Here is a 22,241-nt window from a genome sequence, read left to right as displayed (position 1 = left end):
CAGCACTAGCGACTGGCATCAGCGGGGGGCATATTATCAGCATTAAACGGTAAGGCGTCAAATGCTCGTCGGCGATACTCAGCCATATGCTCTCTATCTCTACGGCAAAAGTCCGCAATGGCTGGCACAAACCGCCCATCATAAACGCGGTGCAACGAATGAGTCGTCGTCGGTATAAAACCGCGAACCAGCTTATGCTCGCCTTGCGTCCCTGGATCAAAATAGCTCAGACCCTGCTCGATAGCAAACTCGATGCCTTGATAATAGCACAGCTCAAAATGCAAGCTGTCATAGTCCGCCAGTGCGCCCCAATAGCGACCGTATAAAGTCGCGTCTTTGCTATCGGGCTTATCGTACAAAAACAAACTACTGGCAATGATATCACCATGCACATCACGCGCTTGAGCCAGCATCAGGTGCTCAGGCATACTCGCGGCCAACGCCATAAAAAAATCTAGCGTTAAATAAGGCTGCTGGCCGCGCACCGCATAGGTCATCACATAGCAATGATAAAAAGCGTGCCAGTCCTCCTCACAAATCGCATTCCCGCATTTACGCTGACAACGGATGCCTTGCTCGGTGACCTTGCGGCGCTCAGCGCGGATGGTCTTGCGCTTTTTGGCTCTTAATGTTGCCAAAAACGCCTCAAAATCTGCAAATGGCTGCGCGTTTTTTAATAAGTCTTGGTTTTGCCACAAAAACTGACAGCCCTGACGCTCCAGTATCGGTATGTCGATGGCCACCGCTGCGCCGTCCTGCTCTTGCGCCGCCAGTGCACACATGACATCACTATCTGTCGGCATGGCGGCAGCTGCAATATCGGCCAACTCAGGCGTGACAAACAGTCCATGCCAGCTTGATGCCCCCACTTGCTGAGCAATATCATCTACGCCTGCTAGGGCGGTCTTTATGATATCGGCACGCAGGCGCTCGCCATCAGCCAGCCAAAACCGCTGACCGGTAATCGGCGTATAAGGTACGCTACTGACCAGCCGCGGATAGTAGTCGACACCATAGCGCGCGTAGGCCTCTGCCCAAGCATGATCAAACACAAACTCACCGCGGTGATGACCCTTAATAAAGACTGGCAGCACCGCTATAGGATGCGTGACGGATACCTTGTCGCCTGCAGCTAATGCCTTATTGTCACCGTCAGAGTGTGCCTTGCTGTTTTTGATGTCAGCGGCGCTTGGCGGCGGTTGATATCCCTCATCGACCTGATGGATCAAGACATATATCGGCAGCCAGCCTGCCTGCTCACCGATGGCGCCCGTGGCTGCCAGCGCTTGCCAAAAAGCAAAGGACATAAACGGCGTGTCTGGCCTTTGCCACTCTGCCATCTGCTGCCAGCTGGTATCACTCATCAGTGCGTATCTTAAACGTATGCTCATGGTCACTCTAGCCGCTCTATGTGTGTCAATGTTTTATTTAAGGCGTATATCAGTCAATCACTTATAAAAGACAGCCAAACATGGTGAGATGCCTGCTCGCATCAAAGCGACAGCAAATATCAGCCATCGCTGCGTTACCTAAAGCTTATCGCTGTATGTGAGACAAAGATATACTTTAACCTAAAATAGCCTAGCAAATTTTTGCCGGTTTGCTGTCACAATTTGCAAAGCACACTCACCACTTTATAAAAACCACTGACAGTAAAGGCGCGGTTTTAGGGCGTGTCCTCATTTTAAAAATGGTGATAAAAATGAGATAAATCGCCGTCAAACAAGGAAAATAGCGCAGATAATATCGAGATATTAGTCAGCTATTTGACACCGTTTGGCCAGATTTGGCCATTTTTAGCCCATTTAGATGGCTATCGATTGAATTGAGGACACGCCCTAGAATGACACAGGGTTTGGATTTACTTAATTGATAACGGGTAAGCACCCATGAAATGACAGTAATCGCTGGGAAGGGATGATATAAAAGCGGATGACTGGTAGAATAACGCTGTTCTTAGCTTAATATAATTCTGTTGCATAGGACATAAGCGAAAATAGTATACTTAGTTCATGATATAGGATTGACACCGTATCGAATTTATAGTGGATCCTTTATAATATACTCTTAGCCATTTGCTTTTAGGTCGCTTTTTTTAGATGGTGATATCATCATTGCAAGCGCCTTTTGAATAAAAACCAATCAAAGCTAGCCACTACGGTTATAAAGGCTAGCCAACAGCAACAAGAAACTTAAGTAGCCTCAACCATTGCAAGAGACTACATATAATGTACGGGATCGAACCATAACGTTTGCTATTGCATAGTATTATTTAACGATATGACGTTTAACGATTTGTAGCATTATATTTGAGCTTTATTATTCACTACAGCCTATAGGAATATTCTACTAATATGTCAAAAATTATTTATACAAAAACTGACGAAGCCCCAGCGCTGGCGACCTTATCATTCTTGCCAATTGTCAAAGCCTTTACCAATACAGCAGGCGTCTCTGTCGATATCAGCGATATCTCTGTGGCCGCGCGTGTGTTGGCCGAATTCCCTGAGTACCTCACTGAAGAGCAGCGCGTACCTGACAACCTCGCAGAGCTAGGTCGCCTAACCCAAGACCCAAATGCCAACATCATCAAACTGCCGAATATCAGTGCCTCAGTACAGCAGCTAAAAGCCGCTATCAAGGAATTACAAAGTAAAGGCTATGCCCTACCTGACTTCCCTGATGAGCCAAAAACTGAGGAAGAAGAAAACATCCGTAAGCGCTACGGCAAAGCACTAGGTAGCTCGGTCAACCCCGTACTGCGTGAAGGTAACTCTGATCGCCGCGCGCCAAAAGCGGTCAAAAACTACGCACGTAAGCATCCGCACTCAATGGGTGAGTGGAAACAGTGGTCAAGCACTCACGTCTCACACATGCACAGCGGCGACTTTTATGACGGCGAGCAATCGATGACCCTCGACAAGGCGCGTACCGTACGTATGGAGCTGTTGCTCGAAGATGGCACCACCAAAGTCCTAAAGCCAGAGATTGCTTTGTTGGACAAAGAAGTCATCGATCTGATGTTTATGAGCAAAAAAGCGCTACTTGAGTTTTATGAGCGCGAAATGGAAGACTGCCGCGAAGCAGGTATCTTATTTTCATTGCACGTAAAAGCCACGATGATGAAAGTCTCGCATCCAATCGTCTTCGGTCATGCGGTCAGAACGTATTATAAAGACGCTTTTCAAAAACATGGTGCGCTCTTTGATGAGTTAGGCATCAACGTCAATAACGGTATGGCATCACTTTACGACAAAATCAAAGAGCTGCCAACCTCTCTACAAGAAGAGATTGAGCGCGACTTGCATGCTTGTCAAGTGCATCGTCCACGTCTGGCGATGGTTGACTCATCAAAAGGCATCACCAACTTCCACTCACCAAGCGATGTGATCGTCGATGCCTCAATGCCTGCGATGATTCGCTCAGGCGGTAAGATGTGGGGCGCAGATGGCAAAATGTATGACTGTAAAGCGGTCATGCCAGAGTCTACCTTTGCGCGTATTTATCAAGAAATGATCAACTTCTGCAAATGGCATGGCAACTTTGACCCAACCACCATGGGTACAGTACCAAACGTCGGCCTCATGGCTCAAAAAGCGGAAGAATACGGCTCACACGACAAGACCTTTGAGTCAAGCGATGCTGGTATCGCTCGTATCGTAGATGTGGATACTGGTGAAGTCCTCATGGAGCAAGCCGTCGAAAAAGGCGATATCTGGCGCATGTGTCAGACCAAAGATGCCCCGATCCAAGACTGGGTCAAACTGGCCGTACGCCGTGCTCGCGAGTCAGACACACCTGTGATCTTCTGGCTAGATCCATACCGTCCGCACGAAAACGAGCTGATCAAGAAAGTCAAAATGTACCTAAAAGACCATGACACCGATGGCCTACATATCGAGATCATGTCGCAGGTTCGCGCCATGCGTTATACCTTAGAGCGCGTCGCTCGCGGTCTAGACACCATCTCTGCTACTGGTAACATCTTGCGTGATTACTTAACAGATTTGTTCCCTATCTTAGAGCTTGGTACCAGTGCCAAGATGCTATCGGTCGTGCCACTCATGAAAGGCGGCGGTTTGTTTGAGACAGGTGCAGGCGGTTCAGCACCAAAGCATGTCGAGCAGTTGGTAGAAGAAAACCACTTGCGCTGGGACTCACTAGGCGAGTTCTTAGCCTTGACCGAATCTTTGGAGCATTTGGCCAAAAACGACGACAATGCCAAAGCGCAAGTATTGGCAGATACCCTCGACAAAGCCACAGAAAAACTGCTAATAAACAACAAGTCACCTTCGCGTAAGACAGGCGAGATTGACAACCGTGGCAGCCACTTCTACCTAGCGATGTACTGGGCAGAAGAGCTGGCGGCTCAAGACAAAGATAGCGAGCTAAAAGCGCAGTTTACACCGCTGGCAGAACAACTACAGCGTGACGAAGCGGCCATCATCAAAGAGTTGAATGATGCCCAAGGCAAGTCGGTAGATATCAAAGGTTACTACTTAGCTGATGAAAAACTGGCTGAGCAAGTGATGCGTCCAAGCACGTTATTCAACGAAGCGATCGCCTCATTATAATCTGATGCACCGCTGATATGCCTGAGCACTGGGCGTAAAGGAGGTATTTAAGCCTTTACGCTCACTTTTAGCATAAAAAACACCCCTTAGATCTGAAATCTCAGGGGTGTTTTTTTATGCTTACTTTTAGGATGCGTCCTTATGTAAAGAGCATTGATTAAGTTGCAGACATGCCCCGACGCTTAAGCGTGCATGTGCTTGATAATGGCTTTACCAAATTCAGAAGTACTCAGCAAAATGGCATCTGGCATCAACCGCTCAAAATCATAGGTCACTGTCTTATTAGCGATAGCGCCTTGGATGCCGCTGATGATCAAATCAGCCGCTTCCGTCCAGCCCATGTCACGTAACATCATCTCAGCTGATAAGATGAGCGACCCTGGGTTGACTTTGTTTTGTCCAGCGTATTTGGGTGCAGTACCATGCGTCGCTTCATAAACCGCGATTGCGCCGCCTTTATTGGCACCTGGTGCGATACCGATGCCGCCCACTTCTGCTGCGAGAGCATCGGATATATAATCGCCGTTTAGGTTGAGCGTTGCCACCACCGAATAATCAGCAGGGCGCATGAGGATTTGCTGCAAAAAGGCATCAGCGATGACGTCTTTTATGACGATGTCATTGCCTGTTTTTGGGTTTCTCATCGTCATCCAAGGCCCGCCATCCAATAGCTCGGCACCGAAGCGCTCGGCGGCAAGCTCATAGCCCCAATCCTTGAACGCGCCTTCGGTAAATTTCATGATATTGCCCTTGTGCACCAAGGTGACATTAGGCAAATCATTGTCGATGGCATACTGGATGGCCTTACGCACTAAGCGCTGCGAGCCTTCTTTTGAGACAGGTTTGATGCCGATACCGCAGTCATCATCGAAGCGAATCTTGGTGACGCCCATCTCTTCTTTTAAAAACTTAATGACCTTTTTAGCCTCATCACTGCCCGCCTTCCATTCGATGCCAGCATAGATATCTTCTGAGTTTTCGCGGAAGATCACCATGTCTGTCAGCTCGGGATGCTGCACTGGGCTTGGCACCCCTTCAAACCAGCGCACGGGGCGCTGGCACACATACAAGTCGAGCTCTTGGCGTACCGCGACGTTGAGCGAGCGAAAACCACCGCCCACTGGGGTCGTCAATGGCCCTTTGATACTGATGACATAGTCTTTTAAAATCTCCAGCGTCTCATTGGGCAAATAATCCCCATCGTATACTTTTGCCGATTTTTCGCCGAGATAGGTTTCCATCCAAATGATGGATTTTTTGCCATGATAAGCCTTGTCTACTGCTGCATTAACGACCTTTATCATCACAGGCGTGATATCGACTCCGATACCATCACCCTCAACAAAAGGGATAATCGGATGATTGGGCACATTTAAAGACAAGTCAGCATTTACCGTGACTTTTTCGCCGTCTCTTGGGACGATCACTTTATCGTAGGACATGGGTAACACTCCTTAATGATTTAATTATGAGTTATTTAATTATATATCTTGGTCATTTATCGTAATTTTGCCAATCTGATGAGTAACTCCTTATGCCATTTACCATACTGCAAAACTTACCCAAACCGTAGAGGACAAAAACACAATTGGCCCATAACGAGCATAATTATAAAGATAGTTTATACAGTATTAACAAATCAAAAGGCGTTATGTGCTAGGGTTTTGATGAGACGTTACTGTATGCTGCTTCGCCATTTATCGTTTAAAATCGGATACGTGGCTATCAGATTATTTTTATACCGGATTGACTATAGCGCCTATCGGGATATCAAAGATATAAAACCATAATAATAACATGGTATTTATTCACCGATGGGACGGTGTTATAGTCGCAGCATTCAAGACCGATACCACATCAACGGTTACAAGCGGCAATTTTTATACTTGTTTTATACTTCATAGTGCCCTTTGACCGCTTTGTCAGTTTATTTTAGGAATGCTTACGCCATGCCGAGCTCTAGTCTCATTTTGTTCAATAAGCCTTATGGGGTGCAAAGTCAGTTCCGTGACGACAGTAATAATGACCACGCCACCCTATCGCCATACTTTACCGATAAGTCGCTGCGAGTGGCGGGCCGGCTTGATGCAACCTCAGAGGGGCTACTGATTTTGACCAGTGATGGCCGCGTCAACAAAGCCATTACCCAGCCACCATCGGCGGCGAGCTTTGAAAAAGACAAGCACAAGCAAGGCAAGACCTATTTGGTACAGGTCGAGGGGATCGCAACGCCTGCACAGCTACAAGCCCTGAGCAAAGGCGTGCACTTAAAGGACGGTAAAACTTTACCTGCGCTCGCCCAGATGGTCACAGAGGCGGACTTGCCAATAGCCTTATGGCCCCGCAACCCACCGATACGTGAGCGCAAAAATGTCCCAACGTCTTGGCTAATGCTGACCATCTACGAAGGCAAAAACCGCCAAGTCAGGCGTATGACCGCTCATGTAGGTCTGCCTTGTCTGCGTTTGATACGCTGGTCGGTTGCAGGGTTTGAGTTAGGCCGTTTGGGGGTCGGTGAGTTTGTCCGTATTCATCTAAATGACGAGCGCTGTCGACAATTAGGGATTGGGCACACGCTCTAAACATCATGTCTCGAACTGGTAAGGTTTATCTGTTAAGATTCAGCACATTACGGATATTATCTCATCACTCGTCTGTTTTTATCATTGCCGCTTTATAATAGGAATATGTCATGATTGCTTCTCGTCGCTTTTCTTTGCTTGCCACCAGTATTGCTGCTGCGCTGATATTAAGTGCCTGTCAGCCGGCGACTGAGGATGAGGCGACGTCTAGCGATACCGCAACGCCGCCCGTGACCGACCTAGAGATCAATCCATCTGATGCGCAAACGGACGATGTGCTGGCTAAAGAAGATGCAGCAAACGAGGCACAAATGACCGATATGCTCAAAGACTATACGAGGGCGATGACGCGTATGCACGATGAGATGATGATCGGTATGGGTTATAACGATCCTGATACCGCGTTTGCCAAAGCCATGCTTGGTCATCATCGCGGAGCGATCGAGATGGCAAAGACCCAGCTAAAATACGGGACAGATGATAGCATGCGGCAACTGGCGCAAAACGTCATTGATGCCCAGCAGCCAGAGATTGATACGTTAAATAAATGGCTTGCCAGCCACCCCGATACCGTCAAAACCAACCCACACACAGAAGCCATGCAGCAGGCCTATGCTAAAAGCATGGATGTCTTACACGGTGATATGGTGCTTGGTATCGCCGACCCGCAGCCAGACATGGCGTTTGCTCGCGGTATGCTGCCGCATCATATCGGCGCGGTAGATATGGCCAACGTACAGCTCAAGTACGGCACTGACGAAGAGATGCGCCAGTTGGCACAAAGTATCATCGACACCCAGCAAGCTGAGATTGAGCTGATGCAAAAATGGATTGCAAGCCATAGCGCGGACGCCGCTGAGACAAATACCAATGCAGATGCGGACTCTACGACTGGCGCGTCAGACGATCATGCTCAACCGTCTCAATCTCAGCCGTCTAAGGAGCCGGCTACAGCACCAGCCAAAGATGGTGGGTCATAAATACACACAAACATACATAGTAAGCCAGCTGTGTCACCAAGCCTCTCTTTGGCGACACAGCGAACAGCCCTTAGCCTCTAATCTACTCTCAGACAACGAAAGGGCGACTTTAGCCTACCTATCTGCCCACACATTTAGCCATGTATGCCAGCCTGCTTGGGTCGGCGATGCCGCCTCATCACTGGGCGATGCGCTCGTGGGTGTTGCAAGATGCAAAGTGACTTTATAAGGGCAATCTTGACGGAGGCTGTCTGGATAAAGGCCATCTTGCTCAATATCTGCCGCTGCATTTTTCTTTTCAGCGGCCGCTTTGGGTAATACGGTGACCGACATCAGCTCATCTCGGCGAAACAAATGACAATCAATCTTGCGCGCAGACGTATTCAGAGACGATAGCTGTTTGGCATCGGCTTTGATACCGTCGATGGCGACGATCACATCATGGGCGGAGATACCCGCACGCGCCGCTGCACTACCGCGCAGGACTCGATTGACTTTGAGGCCTGCTGGGGTATCGCTACAGCGCATACCCCAAGGCATGTGCTTGTCTGCCGTCTCCTTACTATTGACATGTAGCTTGACACCATTGGCACTCAGCAATGTCTGTATCGGCAACGCCTCAACGCCATTGACGTAGCGGCGCTCAAAGTCCTGCCAGACATCAAATGGCATAAACTGACTGATGACCGCGCCCATATCGGCACTGCTGATACCGATGTGCTTCTTGTCATTTTGCTTGGCCTGTCGATAAAATGCCTGTATCACATCAAACAAGCGATAACGCCCTTTGGTTTTCTCCAGCAAAGTCAGGTCCAAACAAAGCGCTACCAAGGCGCCTTTATTATAATAGCTGATACCTGCGTTACCTGTGTTTTCATCATTGCGATACAGCTTAATCCAAGCATCAAAACTCGACTCAGCCACGCTCTGATATGCGCGCCCTGGCGTCTGGTAGTAGCGATTGATTTGCTCAGCCAGCAGCTTCAGATAGCTGGCTTTATCGATGACGCCTGATGCTTGCAGCATAAAGTCGTCCACATAGGAGGTAAAGCCCTCAAACACCCATAGCAAAGGCGTAAAGGCCTCCTTTCGTAAATCAACCTCGAGCATCACATCGGGGCGCACCGTCTTGACCCACCATGCATGAAAGTACTCATGACTACACAAGCCTAAAAAACGCTGATAATCACTGCTGGGTATTTCTGGCTCATCGACACTTGGCAGGTCGCGGCGCGGGGTGATCAGGCTGGTAGAATTGATATGCTCAAGCCCGCCATAGTCCTGCCCACTGGCAAAGGTCATAAAGGTATAATCTGCAAAAGGCGCATCGCCTAACCAGTCTACATAGCTCTGACAGATCTGAGTGATATCCTGCTGCAACCTGCCCATATTGCTGATGTGCTTGCCTGACAGATAAAAACGGTGACGTAGCGTCTGATGCGCGCTGTCTTGAATAATAAAATCAAACCTATCTTGCTCGGCAATCTCAAACGGATAGTCAATCAAGTCATGATAGCTGGGCACTTGTAGCGCAAAGCACAGCTGCCCCTCTAGCTGCAGCTCTGTGTAGTCCACGCCTATCGCCAGACAAACACGCGCCTCATCCTTATCTGCCAAAAACGTTGCAGGAACGATAAGACTCACTTGCAGCTTTTGCTGCTCTTGCCCTTCAACAGCCAATGCAAGCGAGGTAAAATTGCCATACAGTCGCTGCTGATCGACGTAGGCGGTACGCACCGACAGATCATAACAGTAAACCTCATAATGAACGCTGACGCTCTGCCCTGCCTTTATCTGCGGGAGCTGCCATGTATGCTTGTCTATTTTTTGGCCACGGTAAGGCTGTGACGACGTATCACGAGCTGTATCCTGCTCATCTAGCACCTGATAATGGACAGTGGTGATATTGCGAGCAAACTCGCGCATCAAGTAGCTGCCTGGTATCCACGCAGGTAGCCAAAGCTGCGGCGCATCGGTGCTGACGGTAAAGCTCAGCGTCACATCCACCAAGTGCTCAGCAAAACGGGAAAAATCAAAACGATAACGAATATCGATGTCTGCTGTACTCTGTACGTTGGCATCATAGTTGGCTGGCTGCTCATTGGTTTTTGAGGTAATCTGTGTCATTTTCTTGTCTCATTTTTATGGTTATCATTATGGTAGAAGCCCGACAGACAAAACGCAACTGGCAAACGTTTTATACTGGAGCGTTCAGGCATCTGGCGAGTCCATCCGTTTATATTTCAAAAAAATAGCTATTTAACGTGATTAATTGGCATTTTTTCTGTTTTTTGCCTTGAAAGTTATCAAAGCCATCTCAATTAAAGATGCTAACTGCTAAAGTTACTTTTATAAACCGAAATAAACTGATGATAATTGACTAATGACGTGGCTATTTGGCTGGCTAATTGGCTTTTTTAGGTTTATTGCAACCGTATTTAATTTTTTACATCGATATATTTAGGATATTTTATGACTACTATCGCAAAAGACACCGCCGTCACATTCAATTACACGCTAAAAGACGACGAAGGCAACATCCTTGACCAGTCACCAGAAGGTCAACCACTTGCCTATCTACATGGTCACAGCAATATCATCCCAGGTCTAGAAAAACAACTAGAAGGCAAATCTGCTGGCGAAAAAGTAAACGCTGTCGTAGAGCCTGCTGACGGCTACGGTGAGTACCAAGAGCAAGCGGTACAGCATGTGCCACGTGAAAACTTCCAAGGTGTCGACGATATCCAGCCTGGTATGCAGTTCCAGTCAGAAGCGGGCGGCCAAGTGATGCTAGTGACCGTCACGGCAGTAAACGACAAAGAAATCACTGTCGATGCCAACCATCCATTGGCTGGTAAGCGTTTGACGTTTGATGTTGAAATTCAAGAAGTGCGCGCTGCTACTGAAGACGAGCTAAACCACGGCCATGTACATGGCGCTGGTGGCGTTCAGCACTAATCGCTACTTGCATTTGGTAAGCAGTAAAAGGTCTGGTGGCTTTAAGATACATCAGCCAACTGGCCAACAGAGTCGACTCAATTGAGTCGGCTTTTTTTATGCCTGCTGTTTTGTGCCTGCTCGTTTATACGGTACGTTTATGGGAGCAGCGTTGTGGGCAGCTGACCGAACCATGCTAGCACAAGTGTCATTGAGAGCGGCACAATGGTTTACCACTAAACCGCCATCCTTTAGACGTAACAAAGCCGCATAACGACAAGCATTATGCGGCTTTTATCACTAACCATCCATGTTAATGTTATCAAATACCTAATCCCGGGGTATCTCATAACTGACAGGCATCCAGCCTTATCATCCCTATCATCCCTAATCAGCAAACCACCTATCCCTGATGCGACCTTTAAGATACCAATCCCTAGTATCCATGAACCGTTCCGTTCAATCGTGCCGTACAGTTATAATCGCAGATTGCCCTATCGTTAGTAAGAGGTCGAAACGTCAATCGGTGTAAGCATATGCTTACATACCATTGTTATCTCGATAGCACTCGTCATTTCTCTAGCACCTCTTTAGGGCTCAGCAGCTACTTTGGTTCTGCGCTTAGCATGATATAGGCAGCTTCATTGATAAAGGCCTCATCCTCTGGCAGCTCTGGGCGCTCATTGGCTTTCATCTGACTGCGCTCTTCAAACTTTGCATCCATCGCCGCCTGATAGGTATTCCAATCACTATAAGGCTTTTCGCCCGTTGCAATCAGACGCTTGTTTTCTGCCTCAAGCGAGCGTTTTTCGATCAGCTGCATCTTGGCGCGGCGGCTATTGATATCTAAGCGAATGGGTTTTTTCTCATCTTCCATATCACGGATATCATTGAGCGTTGAGAGATAGACGAACTGCGGGTTTTGCTGTTGGCGAATCTTGGATTGTTGATTGAGTGTCGCCAAGGTATCACTGCTAAACTTGCCCTCTGGCTTGTACGGCGCTGTTTTGATGGTGTCCCAAGGCAAGGCTTTTTTCTGCGCGCGCTCACCAAAGGTCGCATCATCATAGATATTGACCAGCTCGATATCTGGGACGACACCTTTGTTTTGCGTACTGCCGCCCGTCACACGATAAAACTTACGCTGAGTCAAGGTCGCTGTCCCAAGCGCTAGACTATCAAGCTGGATTTGAGCAGAGCCTTTACCGGTGGTCGTACTACCAACGACCAGTCCGCGTCCGTAGTCTTGGATAGCAGCAGCAAAGATTTCGCTGGCCGAGGCAGATGCTAAGTTGGTCAGTACCACCATTTTGCCATCATACAGCTGCTCGCCGCCATCGTTGTCGCGGTAGACTTGGATGTTGCCACGGTTGTCACGAATTTGCACGAGCGGTCCGCTCTTGATAAAAAAGCCCAGCATCTTGGCCACTTCATCCAAAGAGCCGCCAGGGTTGTTGCGTAAATCCACCACAAGCCCATCGATATTTTCTTTATTAAGGGCTTTTAGCGCCTTTTCGGTATCGATACTGACGCTGCGATAGTCTTCGCCATTGCGCCGTGCGCGATAATTGAGATAAAAACTTGGTATCTCAAGCACACCGATACGTTTGGGCGTTTTGTCAATATTAGGACGCTGTACTTCGACGACGCGCTGCTTGACGCCCGACTCTTCTTGTTGAATGATATCGCGCACCACCGTCACGGTGCGAGCACTTGAGTCTGGCGTATTGGGCTGGCGTAGTTTGAGAGTCACTGAGGTACCGCGCTTACCGCGAATCAAACTGACAATCTCTCGCGTCGACCAGCCGACCACATCGGTCATGTTTTTGCCGTCTTTGGCGATACCGACGATCAAATCATTGGGTTTTATCTGACCAGTTTTGGCTGCAGGGCCACCATCGACTAGCGTGACAATACGCGTATAGTCTGGGTTTTTGCGATCTGGGCGAATCGATACACCGATGCCTTCTAGTTGCAAGCTTGACTGAATTTGCAGCTCAGTCGCTTGAATAGGCGCATAATAGTTGCTGTGTGGGTCATAGGTCAGCATCGCGGTATTTAAGATCGTCTCCATGATTTCATCGTCTTTGAGACGTTTAAACTGCTCTTGCTGACGTGTGAGACGTTTGAGTAATATCTCACTTGGTGTGCGTTTGTCATCACGGACGAGGTCTTGACCACGTGTGATATCGGGGTTGTTTAAAAACACCTGCTCTTTGGCTTTTTCGTCTTCTTGCCCCAAGGTGATGCTGATCAGCTGAAATTTTAGCTGCCGCGTCCAATAGTCACGTTGCTCTTTTTTGGTCTTAAAATGCCCAAGCTTTTCACGGTCTAAAACGATGGTCTCATCACCTGTCAAATCAATATCGGTCTTGAGCATTTTACTTGCCATGGCGAAGTACTCACTTGAGCGCTTGCGATAACGCTCAAATATCTCTACCCCCGCCGACAAATCTCCGCGCTTGAGGCGTGCGCCAAACTCGTCGGCGTATTTTTTCTTAAACTCATCGACATCAGATTGCAAAAATAAGGTGTGATTGGGGTCTAGGCTATCGATATACATCGATAAAATCTCGCTACCCATTTTGCTATCGAGTGGCTGATTGAGATAATGACTCCGATCTAGCAAGGCGGCGACTTGGCGCGTGGTGACTTTTTGTTCAGGCGTCGGTACAAAGCCTTCGGTGCTGGTCTCTGCCACAGCAGTGCTATAGCTTTGGGTTAAAATAATACCGGCGATGCCCACTGACACTGCACTGAGTAACCACTGTGCTGGTTGTTTTTTCATCATATATACCTAGTTTTTTAAGTGAGTAATAATATCGTTATTGTAAAAATCCAGAAGGCTTTGCTCTGCTGCTATCTTGATACCCTCTCTGTTATTACCATCATTGGTATCGCAGATTGTAGTGATTGTAATAGCTGACTACTTATACGGCATTCTATACAGAAGTGACCAGATAGCATTAAAATATCGTGAAAAATCAATCAATATTATCACGAGCATCTAGATAAAACTGTCTTAAACTGTATAAACAATCTTACACGCTACGCCGCTCTGTACCAAACTTTCTGTCATATTTATCGCAGTCCATCTTTGCGCTACTAGCGCTTTTTGTACATCGACGAGATCACTCATTAAACCCCATAAGCCCATCAATTTAAAGCCATTTATCTGGCGCATTATACGCCGTGCCTAATAACTGTCATAATAAGGCCATCTACACAATATACTAAGGCATGTCTGTCGCGAGCCTAAGGAGCTTAAACGATGAGACTTAAACGATGGGACTTAAACGGTACAGTCTTCACAAACACCGCCACCCACCTTAGTACTCCTTATTGTCAATTTTATTAAATAACAGTAACAGTCGCATTTTAAGATAACCACTTATCAAGTAATAACCAAAAAGGATAACGCAATGTATGGCGTTTTAATGATTGATATCGATAGTACTGCTCTGACCGCTGAAGATGTCAGCTTAATCAAACAAGCACAAGTCGGCGGTGTTATTTTGTTTGCCCGCAACGTCGCTTACGCCGCGCAAGTGCGCCAGCTGTGTGATGACATACGCTACCACAATCCTGATATCTTGATCGGCGTCGATCAAGAAGGTGGGCGCGTGGCACGACTACGCAACGGCTTTAGCCCTTTGCCAGCGATGGGCAAGCTGGGTGAGCGGTTTGAGCAAGATCCGGCGCAGGCGCTGAGCCTCGCTTATGACTGCGGTTATCTGATGGCGGCAGAGGTGCTGGCCGTGGGGATTGATTTGAGCTTTGCGCCTGTGCTTGATAGAGGCGGTATCAGCCAAGTCATCGGCGATCGCAGTTTTCATCAAGAGCCGCAAGCCATCATTGCCTTGGCCTCTCAGTTTATGCGCGGCATGAAAGCGGCTGGCATGGCGACCACAGGCAAGCATTTCCCTGGGCACGGTGCCATCGCACCTGACTCACACGTGGCAGAAGCGATTGATAATCGCAGCTTGGATGAGATCATCAATAGTGACATGCAGCCTTTTGCCCAAACCCTGCCATGGCTCGATGCGCTGATGCCCGCCCATGTGATTTTTTCGCAAGTGGATAATAAACCTGCAGGGTTTTCAAAGATTTGGCTACAAGACATCATCCGTGAGCAGTTAAAATTTGATGGCGTGCTGTTTTCAGATGACTTGTCGATGGCAGGTGCGCAGGCGGCAGGCGATGTCAGTGCACGAGTAACAGCGGCCATCAACGCAGGCTGCGATATTGCTTTGGTCTGTAATGACCGTATCGCGGCTCATGAAGCCGCCCAAGCAGCGCAAGAGCTGCCCTATCCTAACCAAAACCGTGTCAAATCTATGTCCGGCAAGATACCAGCATGGCAAGGCGATCTTGAGTCAACGTGTCAGCAGTTTGACTACTGGCAGCAAGCCAAGCAAAACGTGATGCAGGCGTTTTTTGCAGCGGCCGAGACACCTGCTAATCATTCTGCTAGTGACTCAATAGACCCCACCGCTTATAAATAATCGCAGCTCGTTTTTATCGCCATTTTTAAAGTGAGGACACGCCCTAGATGCAATACTTTGTTTTGTAATCATTACATTTGTGATAAATAAAAACCGCCTCTTAATAAGAAGCGGTTTTTTTGAGCACAGCTGATATTAGTTTGCTGGATCGATAGCGCTACCTTGAGTGACATCATCACCATCTGGCAATAAGTCATCGTTGTTACTATCTAATGGGTTTAAATCCGGATCAAGCGCATCGTTACTGATTATCATGCCTTCATTTGCCACATTAATCTCATCATTGACGACAAACTCGATACGGCGATTGCGGAAACGGCCTTGTTCAGTTGAGTTATCAGCGACTGGCTCTGACTCACCCATACCTTTGGTGGACAGTTTGCTGGCATCGACCCCTTGGGCGACTAAATACTCTTTGACAGCATCGGCGCGCTCTTGTGACAACTCGATATTGTAGTCGTCAGACGCTTGGCTATCTGTATGGCCGATAATCATCAGCTCCATATCTGGTACTTCAGTGATGATTGTGGCCGCGCGGTCTAGTAGCGCTTTGTTGGCATCAGGGATGATCGCTTTATCTAATTCAAAATTAATCACTTGTATACTCAAGGCGCGCGCCACATCACGAGGGTCTGGATTGTCACCCAAGTTGGTCATAGCGGCATCAGCGGCCGTTAGACTGTCGTCAATCTCACCTTGTAAGTCCAGTGGGCCTTCCGCTTGGACAGTCATGGCAGGCGCAGCCGCTTGTAAATCGGTCACTAACTGTTGTAACGCTGCCTCGTCTGGGGCGTTGACGGTGATGGTATCACCTTTGATGACCATACTGGCGTTTGGCACGTTTTTGACGATGGGCAAAATAGAAGCAAGCTGAGCGGCGGCTGGCATATCGGTGGCAAAGTTATCATCGACGTCTGCGCGGCATTTATTGGCTTCATCGCCAAATGCCGCAGTCAGTGCATTCATCACTTTGCTTTGTAGGGTTTCGTCACCGGCATTCATACGGCAGGCATACAGCTCATTGTTTTCGCCCGTCGCGATACGCAGTGAAGCAGGCTCTACATCTGCTGCAACTGCTACTTGCTCATCGCCTGCTGCTTGTTGCTCACTGGCAACTGGTGTGGCAACAGGTTCAGGGTTTTCTTGGCAACCTCTGAGTAGCGCCCATGCCAGCGCCCCCAAAATGATCAAACCAATAATCGGTAACAGCGCTTTCATAAAGCTGCCTTTTTCTTCTTCGGTATGCTGCAATGGCGCGGTGCTGGTGGTATCAGAGATACGAGTACCACCCGCAGCTGGGGTAGCCGCCAACATGCCAGCTGGCAAAACCGTACTTGCCCATGCAGGAATATGATGCTGATAACTGGCCAAATTATCATTTAAGAACTGCGGCACAGGCGTGGTGCCTGCTAAGCTTTTGATTTCATGAAATGCGAGCGGCGCTGCCATCGCAATCAAGCCGCGAGCGGCGGTAGCATCGACATTGTGCTTGTCCGCCAGCTCACGCGAGATTTGATCGCGGTGAGCGCCTTCTGTCCAGACGCGGTCATAAAACCCTTGATCGTCACGGGCGATGTTTTCATTTGCAAAGCGTCCATAAGTATCATGATCAGCAAGGCGCGCGGCAAAGATAGCATAAAACTGCTCAAGCAAGCTTTCTTTGGCTGGGCTGTGATCATCTCCTAGTACTGCAGGGCTAACGGTCCGTGTTAGATGACTGATAATATCCATTGGATAATTCCTCCGTTAATACGTATTTATATAATTACACTCTTCACAATGCTTTTTTTAACAATACTTTATAGGTTCAACACTTTGTAGGTTCAACTCATACATTCAACTTTTGTTATTATAAAAGTATTAAGTATCCGTTCACAATCAACAGGTTGTTGTGCAAATGCTACGTTAAGTAATGTTTCAGTTGAGACACGTAACTATCTCACCCTAAAGCCCGCCCAAATGCGACTGTCCGACAAAAGCTTAGAAAAATACTTAGAGAAAGACTTAAAGGAAAACACAGAGACAATTTTTTAGTAAAACGATCCATCTGTAGCCTCACATTGCTACCTGACTTGTGCTGGCTCGGCGACGATCACACTACTTGCCATCTCATCTACCTCTGATAGCGAAATAGGGCCTGACGGCCTAGTTTGGCTGTTATTAGACGTATTGTTAGACGTATTGTTAGACGTATTGTTAGACGTATTGTTAGACGTATTGTTAGACGTATTGTTAGACGTATTGTTAGACGTATTGTTAGACGTATTGTTAGACGGTATGTTATTGGGCAGGTTATTAGGGGCCGTGTTGGGCAGATCGGCAGATATACTGGCATTATTGTTGGGCGCAGGTATGACGCTATCGCCTGTTTCATCGTCTGCCGCCTGATATTCGCCAGCACCAGTAGCATTATTGGGGTATTGGTCATTGGGGTATACATCATTACTCAGACTATCAGCATCACCCAATTCACTGGTTGCCGCGTTCGGGTTATCAGGTAAAGGGATGGGCGTGGTACTATCGATGACCATGGCTGGCACCAAAGCCCGCATCTCACTGAGCAAGCGCTGTAGCAGCATGGCATCTGGCGCTTCTAGCGTAAGTCGATCGTTTTGTAGATGCAAGCGGGCAAAGGGCGTGGACCTCAGCATCGTCAACACATTGGGCAATAGCTCTGCTGGTAGGTTAGCAATACTGTTGGCAACCCCTTGTTGTACAGTAAACTGACAGATCGCTGCCTGCTCGCCAAAGCTTGATCTGAGCGCTTGCTGTAGGGTGTTTTGTAGTGCTGTATCACCGACAATCGCGCTACAAGTGTATAGACTGCCACTATCGTCCACCCCTACGATAAGCTCAACAGGCGTCGGCGCGGCGACTGGTTCAGGCGCAGGCGGCACAGTCACAGACTCAGTGACAATTGGCTCGGCTGGCGGCGCGCTATTGGGTTTTAGAACAAACGCCCACAAAGCAAGACCAAGCGCAGCCACCGCCAACAACAACAAAAACACCCGCACCAACAAGTCACGGCGCAGGTTACGGCTGCGTACTCTTTCTTGCTTTAGACTGGTGTTTTTGGCCAGATGATGCGCCGCTGGACTGGCATGGATAGCGCTACCTGTTTTATCAAAATGCCCTTCAGAACCATGTGTGTCATAGGCACGTGCATCAGAGTCATCGGTATCGTTTGGGTTAATAGGCGCCTTGGTCGTCTCAAAATTCGTTAAGCCGCCGCTGGCTGCTGCGGTGATGATAGGTGCTGACCATATCGGTAAATATTGACGCAGCGCTGACGTCTGCTGCTGTAGAAATGCGGGCAAAAACTGACCATTTGCCAAGATCATAAGCTCGCGATAGACAAGCGGCGCGGCATTGATCAGTAGCTGTTTGGTCGCAGTTTCATCAATATGATGATCGGCCGCCAGCGCTTTTATCATCACTTGCTGTACGGCAGAGTCTGGCCATAGCTGCACAAAAAACGGACGCTCTACAGCCGCCTCTGTACTGATTGTCTCATCGCTACGCAATAGCTCAGAGTATATATCTGGCTGCGCCAAACGGGCAGCCAAAACCGCATAAAACTGCTCAAGCAAACTGATATAAGCCACGCTTTGGTGACTCGCCTGCTCACCTAAGACAGCTGGGGTCACGGTTTGCTCTAGTTGATCGATGATACTCATAGATGACTGCCTCTATCGGCCATTGATGGAAATTTACAAAATGACAAGCTTATATTTTATTATGACTAGGGTTGACGCTATTGAAAAGCAGTATCGGTAAAGAAAAAGTACTGGCTGTATACTTTCAATAACAGCACCAGTGTCGCAAAACCACGTCGACATTGATGACCTATCATGCTAGCTCAAACGCTACCTAATTCAGGTTTGACGGCTACCCATCATTGCATGGCTACATTATTCACCAGAAAAGCATAAAAACGCAGCGTTTTGTCACATAATAGGTTTTGGCATTGGCTCAACTACTGTTAATATTATGGCTTACCTCGGTGCTCGATCAGCGATAATTTGGTTCCCTATAAAACATAACACCACTAGCGCATGGCTGGGATAAGTATGGCTTATGCTGAGATTACCTAGGCTTAAGTTACGTGAAGATAGAGTGAGATAGCTTCAGCAGACAGAACACGCCCTAGTAACGATCGTCAGTTTTTATGCAGCCGTAACGCTTAGGCTTTGAACGTTGTCATTTCTCGCATTGTCATACATCAGGCGCGGCCTAAGGATCTTTCTTTGTTAAACCATACCACTCTTATCATTATTATTACGGTTATCATCAGCTTGTTGGCATGGCAAAACAAACGCTTGTTTAACCGTTTTATTTTTTATCCGCCAGCGGTAAACAACGGACAGTGGGATCGTTTTGTGACGCATGGTTTCATCCATGCCGACAGCATGCATCTATTGTTTAACATGTTTACGCTGTATTTCTTTGGTCGCGCCATCGAAGGGCTGTACCAGCCGTTTTTGTTTGGGTATGGGTTTGTGGTATTTTATGTGCTTGCCATTGTTATCGCTATGGTGCCAAGCTATCTAAAAAACAAAAACAATGCCAGCTATCTAAGCCTTGGCGCGTCAGGCGGGGTTTCAGCGGTGCTGTTTGCTTTTATCTTGCTGGCACCGTGGGAAAGCCTTTACTTATTTGCCATTGTTCCGATTCCGGCGATTTTGTTTGCAGTAGCATATGTGGCTTATAGTATTTATGCAGATAGGCGCGGCGGCTCAAACATCAATCATATGGCGCATATGTGGGGCGGCGCGTTTGGAGTGGTGGCCACGATTGTTTTAGAGCCGCGTGTCTTGCCGCACTTTATCAACGCGCTGCTGTCGCCAGGTTTTTAGAGCCGCTATGGCTATGGCTATGGCTATGGCTATGGCTATGGCTGATAATGACCGATAGACAATCATCTCATTGATGGTTTAACTTTTTATGTATTGCGTTTTTATAAGCGCACAATCTTTCCTTTATGTTGTTTTATTATGATTATAGATGTTATCGGTGATATTCACGGCTACGCGGACAAGCTTGTCGGTTTGCTTAAACAGTTGGGTTATGTCCATAATGGTCAATACTTTGTGCCGCCAGAGGGTCATCGAGCGCTGTTTATTGGCGATTTGATGGATCGTGGGCCCCAGCAAGTGGCGACGTTGGAGATTGTGTTTGCCATGCTAGACGCTGATGTCGCCGACGCGGTGATGGGCAATCATGAGTATAACGCGCTGGCTTTTGCCACACCCGACCCGGACGTGCCTGGCGAGTATCTGCGCTCGCACGATACGGTGCATACCCGTCAACACGAGGCGTTTTTGGCAGAGGTGCCTTTTGGCTCGGCGGCGCATCAGTACTGGCTTAAGCGTTTTTATGAGATTCCGTTGTGGCTTGAGACTGACTATGCCTGTTTTGTCCATGCTTGCTGGGATGTAGATAGCATGGCTGTGCTAAAGCCGTTGCTCACCGCAGATAATTGTCTGACGCCGCATGCGCTTGAGGTGACCTCGCGTGAGTTTAGTCCGGCCTTTGATGCGCTAGAGCGAGTGCTAAAAGGTGTGGAAACACCTTTGCCAGACGGCTTAGTAATGGTCGATAAAGAAGGCACGGAGCGCAAGCGGGTACGGGTACGCTGGTGGCTGGATGCGTTGAACCAGCGCACGCTGTATGAAGTTGCTCGCGCGCCCGCTTCGGCATTGGCGCAGATTCCTCAAGACGTCTTGGCTGATAATATCGATTTTGCCTTAAAAACCCACAAACCTGTGTTTGTCGGGCATTATTGGCTGACAGGTACACCTAAGCCGCTCAGCGCGCAAGTCGCTTGCACAGATTATTCTGCCGCCGTAGACAGCGGCTATCTGACGTGCTATCAGCTTGATACGACCAAACCATTACCACTCACAGCAGATAGCTTTGTACAGTATCGTCACGATCAGCGCTAAGACCGCGTATGATGCGCGCTACCTGCTGACGCTTCTGTGATGCCTGAGGGGACAAAAACGCGATAGTATGGAGAAACCTCAATCTTGGCTTTACGAATGCGGCAAAACTTTTGTATGATGGTCTTTTTGAGGATATCGCATCATGAGCACCCAATCAGCTACGATTCAACCTAATCCTATCGCCTCTCCTGCTGGCCAGCCAAAAGTCGGCATCATTATGGGCTCACAATCTGATTGGGCCACCATGAGCGCCGCCGCCCAGCTACTGGCCGACTTTGATATTGCCTTTGATTGTGAAGTGGTCTCAGCGCACCGTACGCCTGATAGATTGTTTGACTACGCCAAATGTGCAAAAGACAATGGCCTACAAGTGATTATCGCAGGTGCTGGCGGGGCGGCACATCTGCCTGGTATGTGTGCCAGCCAAACGCCGCTCCCTGTCTTTGGTGTACCGGTCAAGTCCTCCATGCTCAGCGGCTGGGACAGCCTACTCTCTATCGTACAGATGCCAAAAGGCGTGGCGGTCGGCACTCTCGCTATTGGGACGGCAGGCGCATATAACGCCGCTTTGCTAGCGATTCAAGTGTTGGCATTACATGACGAGGCGGTGGCCAGCAAGCTCGATACGCTGCGTCAGACGCAAACCGATACCATCCTTGCCAGCCCAACCCCAGGTATCATTAATCAATCTGCCTAGCGATTTATGGTATCTGGGCCG

Annotated in this window: 14 protein-coding genes; 8 read left to right on the top strand and 6 right to left on the bottom strand. The window is 48.2% G+C overall.

The features are described from left to right. Positions 1-5: 5 nt before the first annotated feature. Positions 6-1,385: a GNAT family N-acetyltransferase gene (locus C6W44_RS06810; RefSeq protein ID WP_105246522.1), complete on the bottom strand. Its 1,380-nt coding sequence runs from the start codon at positions 1,383-1,385 to the stop codon at positions 6-8. 969 nt (positions 1,386-2,354) lie between these two features. On the opposite strand from C6W44_RS06810, the gene C6W44_RS06805 reads away from it, so the two are divergent. Continuing rightward, complete coding sequence (locus C6W44_RS06805) at positions 2,355-4,574, top strand: NADP-dependent isocitrate dehydrogenase (protein WP_105244763.1); 2,220 nt, start codon at positions 2,355-2,357, stop codon at positions 4,572-4,574. 182 nt (positions 4,575-4,756) lie between these two features. On the opposite strand, the gene icd is transcribed toward C6W44_RS06805, so the two are convergent. Continuing rightward, a complete protein-coding gene (icd, locus tag C6W44_RS06800; protein ID WP_105244762.1) occupies positions 4,757-6,016 on the bottom strand; it encodes an NADP-dependent isocitrate dehydrogenase in 1,260 nt (419 codons plus the stop codon). Positions 6,017-6,523: 507 nt separating this feature from the next. Between icd and C6W44_RS06795 the strand changes: the two genes are divergently transcribed. Both C6W44_RS06795 and C6W44_RS06790 read left to right on the top strand, forming a co-directional pair. Further along, positions 6,524-7,156 carry a pseudouridine synthase gene (locus C6W44_RS06795; RefSeq protein WP_105244761.1) on the top strand — a complete coding sequence of 211 codons (633 nt, stop codon included), beginning with the start codon at positions 6,524-6,526 and terminating at the stop codon, positions 7,154-7,156. Positions 7,157-7,266: 110 nt separating this feature from the next. Continuing rightward, positions 7,267-8,136 (top strand): DUF305 domain-containing protein, encoded by an 870-nt coding sequence (locus tag C6W44_RS06790; protein ID WP_105244760.1) that lies wholly within the window; start codon positions 7,267-7,269, stop codon positions 8,134-8,136. Between the two features lie 114 nt (positions 8,137-8,250). Here C6W44_RS06790 and C6W44_RS06785 read toward each other — a convergent pair whose 3' ends face one another. Further along, positions 8,251-10,263, bottom strand: coding sequence for a M61 family metallopeptidase (locus C6W44_RS06785; protein WP_105244759.1), 2,013 nt, complete (start codon positions 10,261-10,263; stop codon positions 8,251-8,253). A 345-nt stretch (positions 10,264-10,608) separates the two neighbouring features. Between C6W44_RS06785 and C6W44_RS06780 the strand changes: the two genes are divergently transcribed. Beyond that, on the top strand, positions 10,609-11,094 hold the full coding sequence (locus C6W44_RS06780) for an FKBP-type peptidyl-prolyl cis-trans isomerase (protein ID WP_075101756.1): 486 nt from the start codon (positions 10,609-10,611) through the stop codon (positions 11,092-11,094). A gap of 583 nt (positions 11,095-11,677) precedes the next feature. On the opposite strand, the gene C6W44_RS06775 is transcribed toward C6W44_RS06780, so the two are convergent. Then, positions 11,678-13,861, bottom strand: coding sequence for a carboxy terminal-processing peptidase (locus C6W44_RS06775; RefSeq protein ID WP_105244758.1), 2,184 nt, complete (start codon positions 13,859-13,861; stop codon positions 11,678-11,680). A gap of 634 nt (positions 13,862-14,495) precedes the next feature. Between C6W44_RS06775 and nagZ the strand changes: the two genes are divergently transcribed. After that, positions 14,496-15,578: a beta-N-acetylhexosaminidase gene (gene nagZ / locus C6W44_RS06770; RefSeq protein WP_105244757.1), complete on the top strand. Its 1,083-nt coding sequence runs from the start codon at positions 14,496-14,498 to the stop codon at positions 15,576-15,578. A gap of 135 nt (positions 15,579-15,713) precedes the next feature. Here the strand turns inward: nagZ and C6W44_RS06765 are convergent, their stop codons facing one another. Beyond that, positions 15,714-17,309, bottom strand: a complete 1,596-nt coding sequence (locus tag C6W44_RS06765) for an OmpA family protein (protein WP_105244756.1) — start codon at positions 17,307-17,309, stop codon at positions 15,714-15,716. 332 nt (positions 17,310-17,641) lie between these two features. After that, positions 17,642-19,255: a hypothetical protein gene (locus tag C6W44_RS06760; RefSeq protein ID WP_105244755.1), complete on the bottom strand. Its 1,614-nt coding sequence runs from the start codon at positions 19,253-19,255 to the stop codon at positions 17,642-17,644. A gap of 570 nt (positions 19,256-19,825) precedes the next feature. Here C6W44_RS06760 and C6W44_RS06755 point away from each other — a divergent pair. The 3 genes from C6W44_RS06755 to purE all read left to right on the top strand — a co-directional run bounded on the left by C6W44_RS06755 (position 19,826) and on the right by purE (position 22,220). After that, on the top strand, positions 19,826-20,434 hold the full coding sequence (locus C6W44_RS06755; protein ID WP_075101761.1) for a rhomboid family intramembrane serine protease: 609 nt from the start codon (positions 19,826-19,828) through the stop codon (positions 20,432-20,434). A 138-nt stretch (positions 20,435-20,572) separates the two neighbouring features. Next, a complete protein-coding gene (locus C6W44_RS06750; RefSeq protein WP_105244754.1) occupies positions 20,573-21,523 on the top strand; it encodes a metallophosphoesterase in 951 nt (316 codons plus the stop codon). 142 nt (positions 21,524-21,665) lie between these two features. Beyond that, a complete protein-coding gene (gene purE / locus C6W44_RS06745) occupies positions 21,666-22,220 on the top strand; it encodes a 5-(carboxyamino)imidazole ribonucleotide mutase (protein WP_105244753.1) in 555 nt (184 codons plus the stop codon). The last annotated feature ends 21 nt before the right edge of the window (positions 22,221-22,241 follow it).

Origin of the sequence: Psychrobacter sp. Marseille-P5312 (assembly GCF_900291405.1) — a bacterium.
Lineage (GTDB): Bacteria > Pseudomonadota > Gammaproteobacteria > Pseudomonadales > Moraxellaceae > Psychrobacter > Psychrobacter celer.
This window is presented reverse-complemented; position numbering and strand designations above follow the sequence as displayed.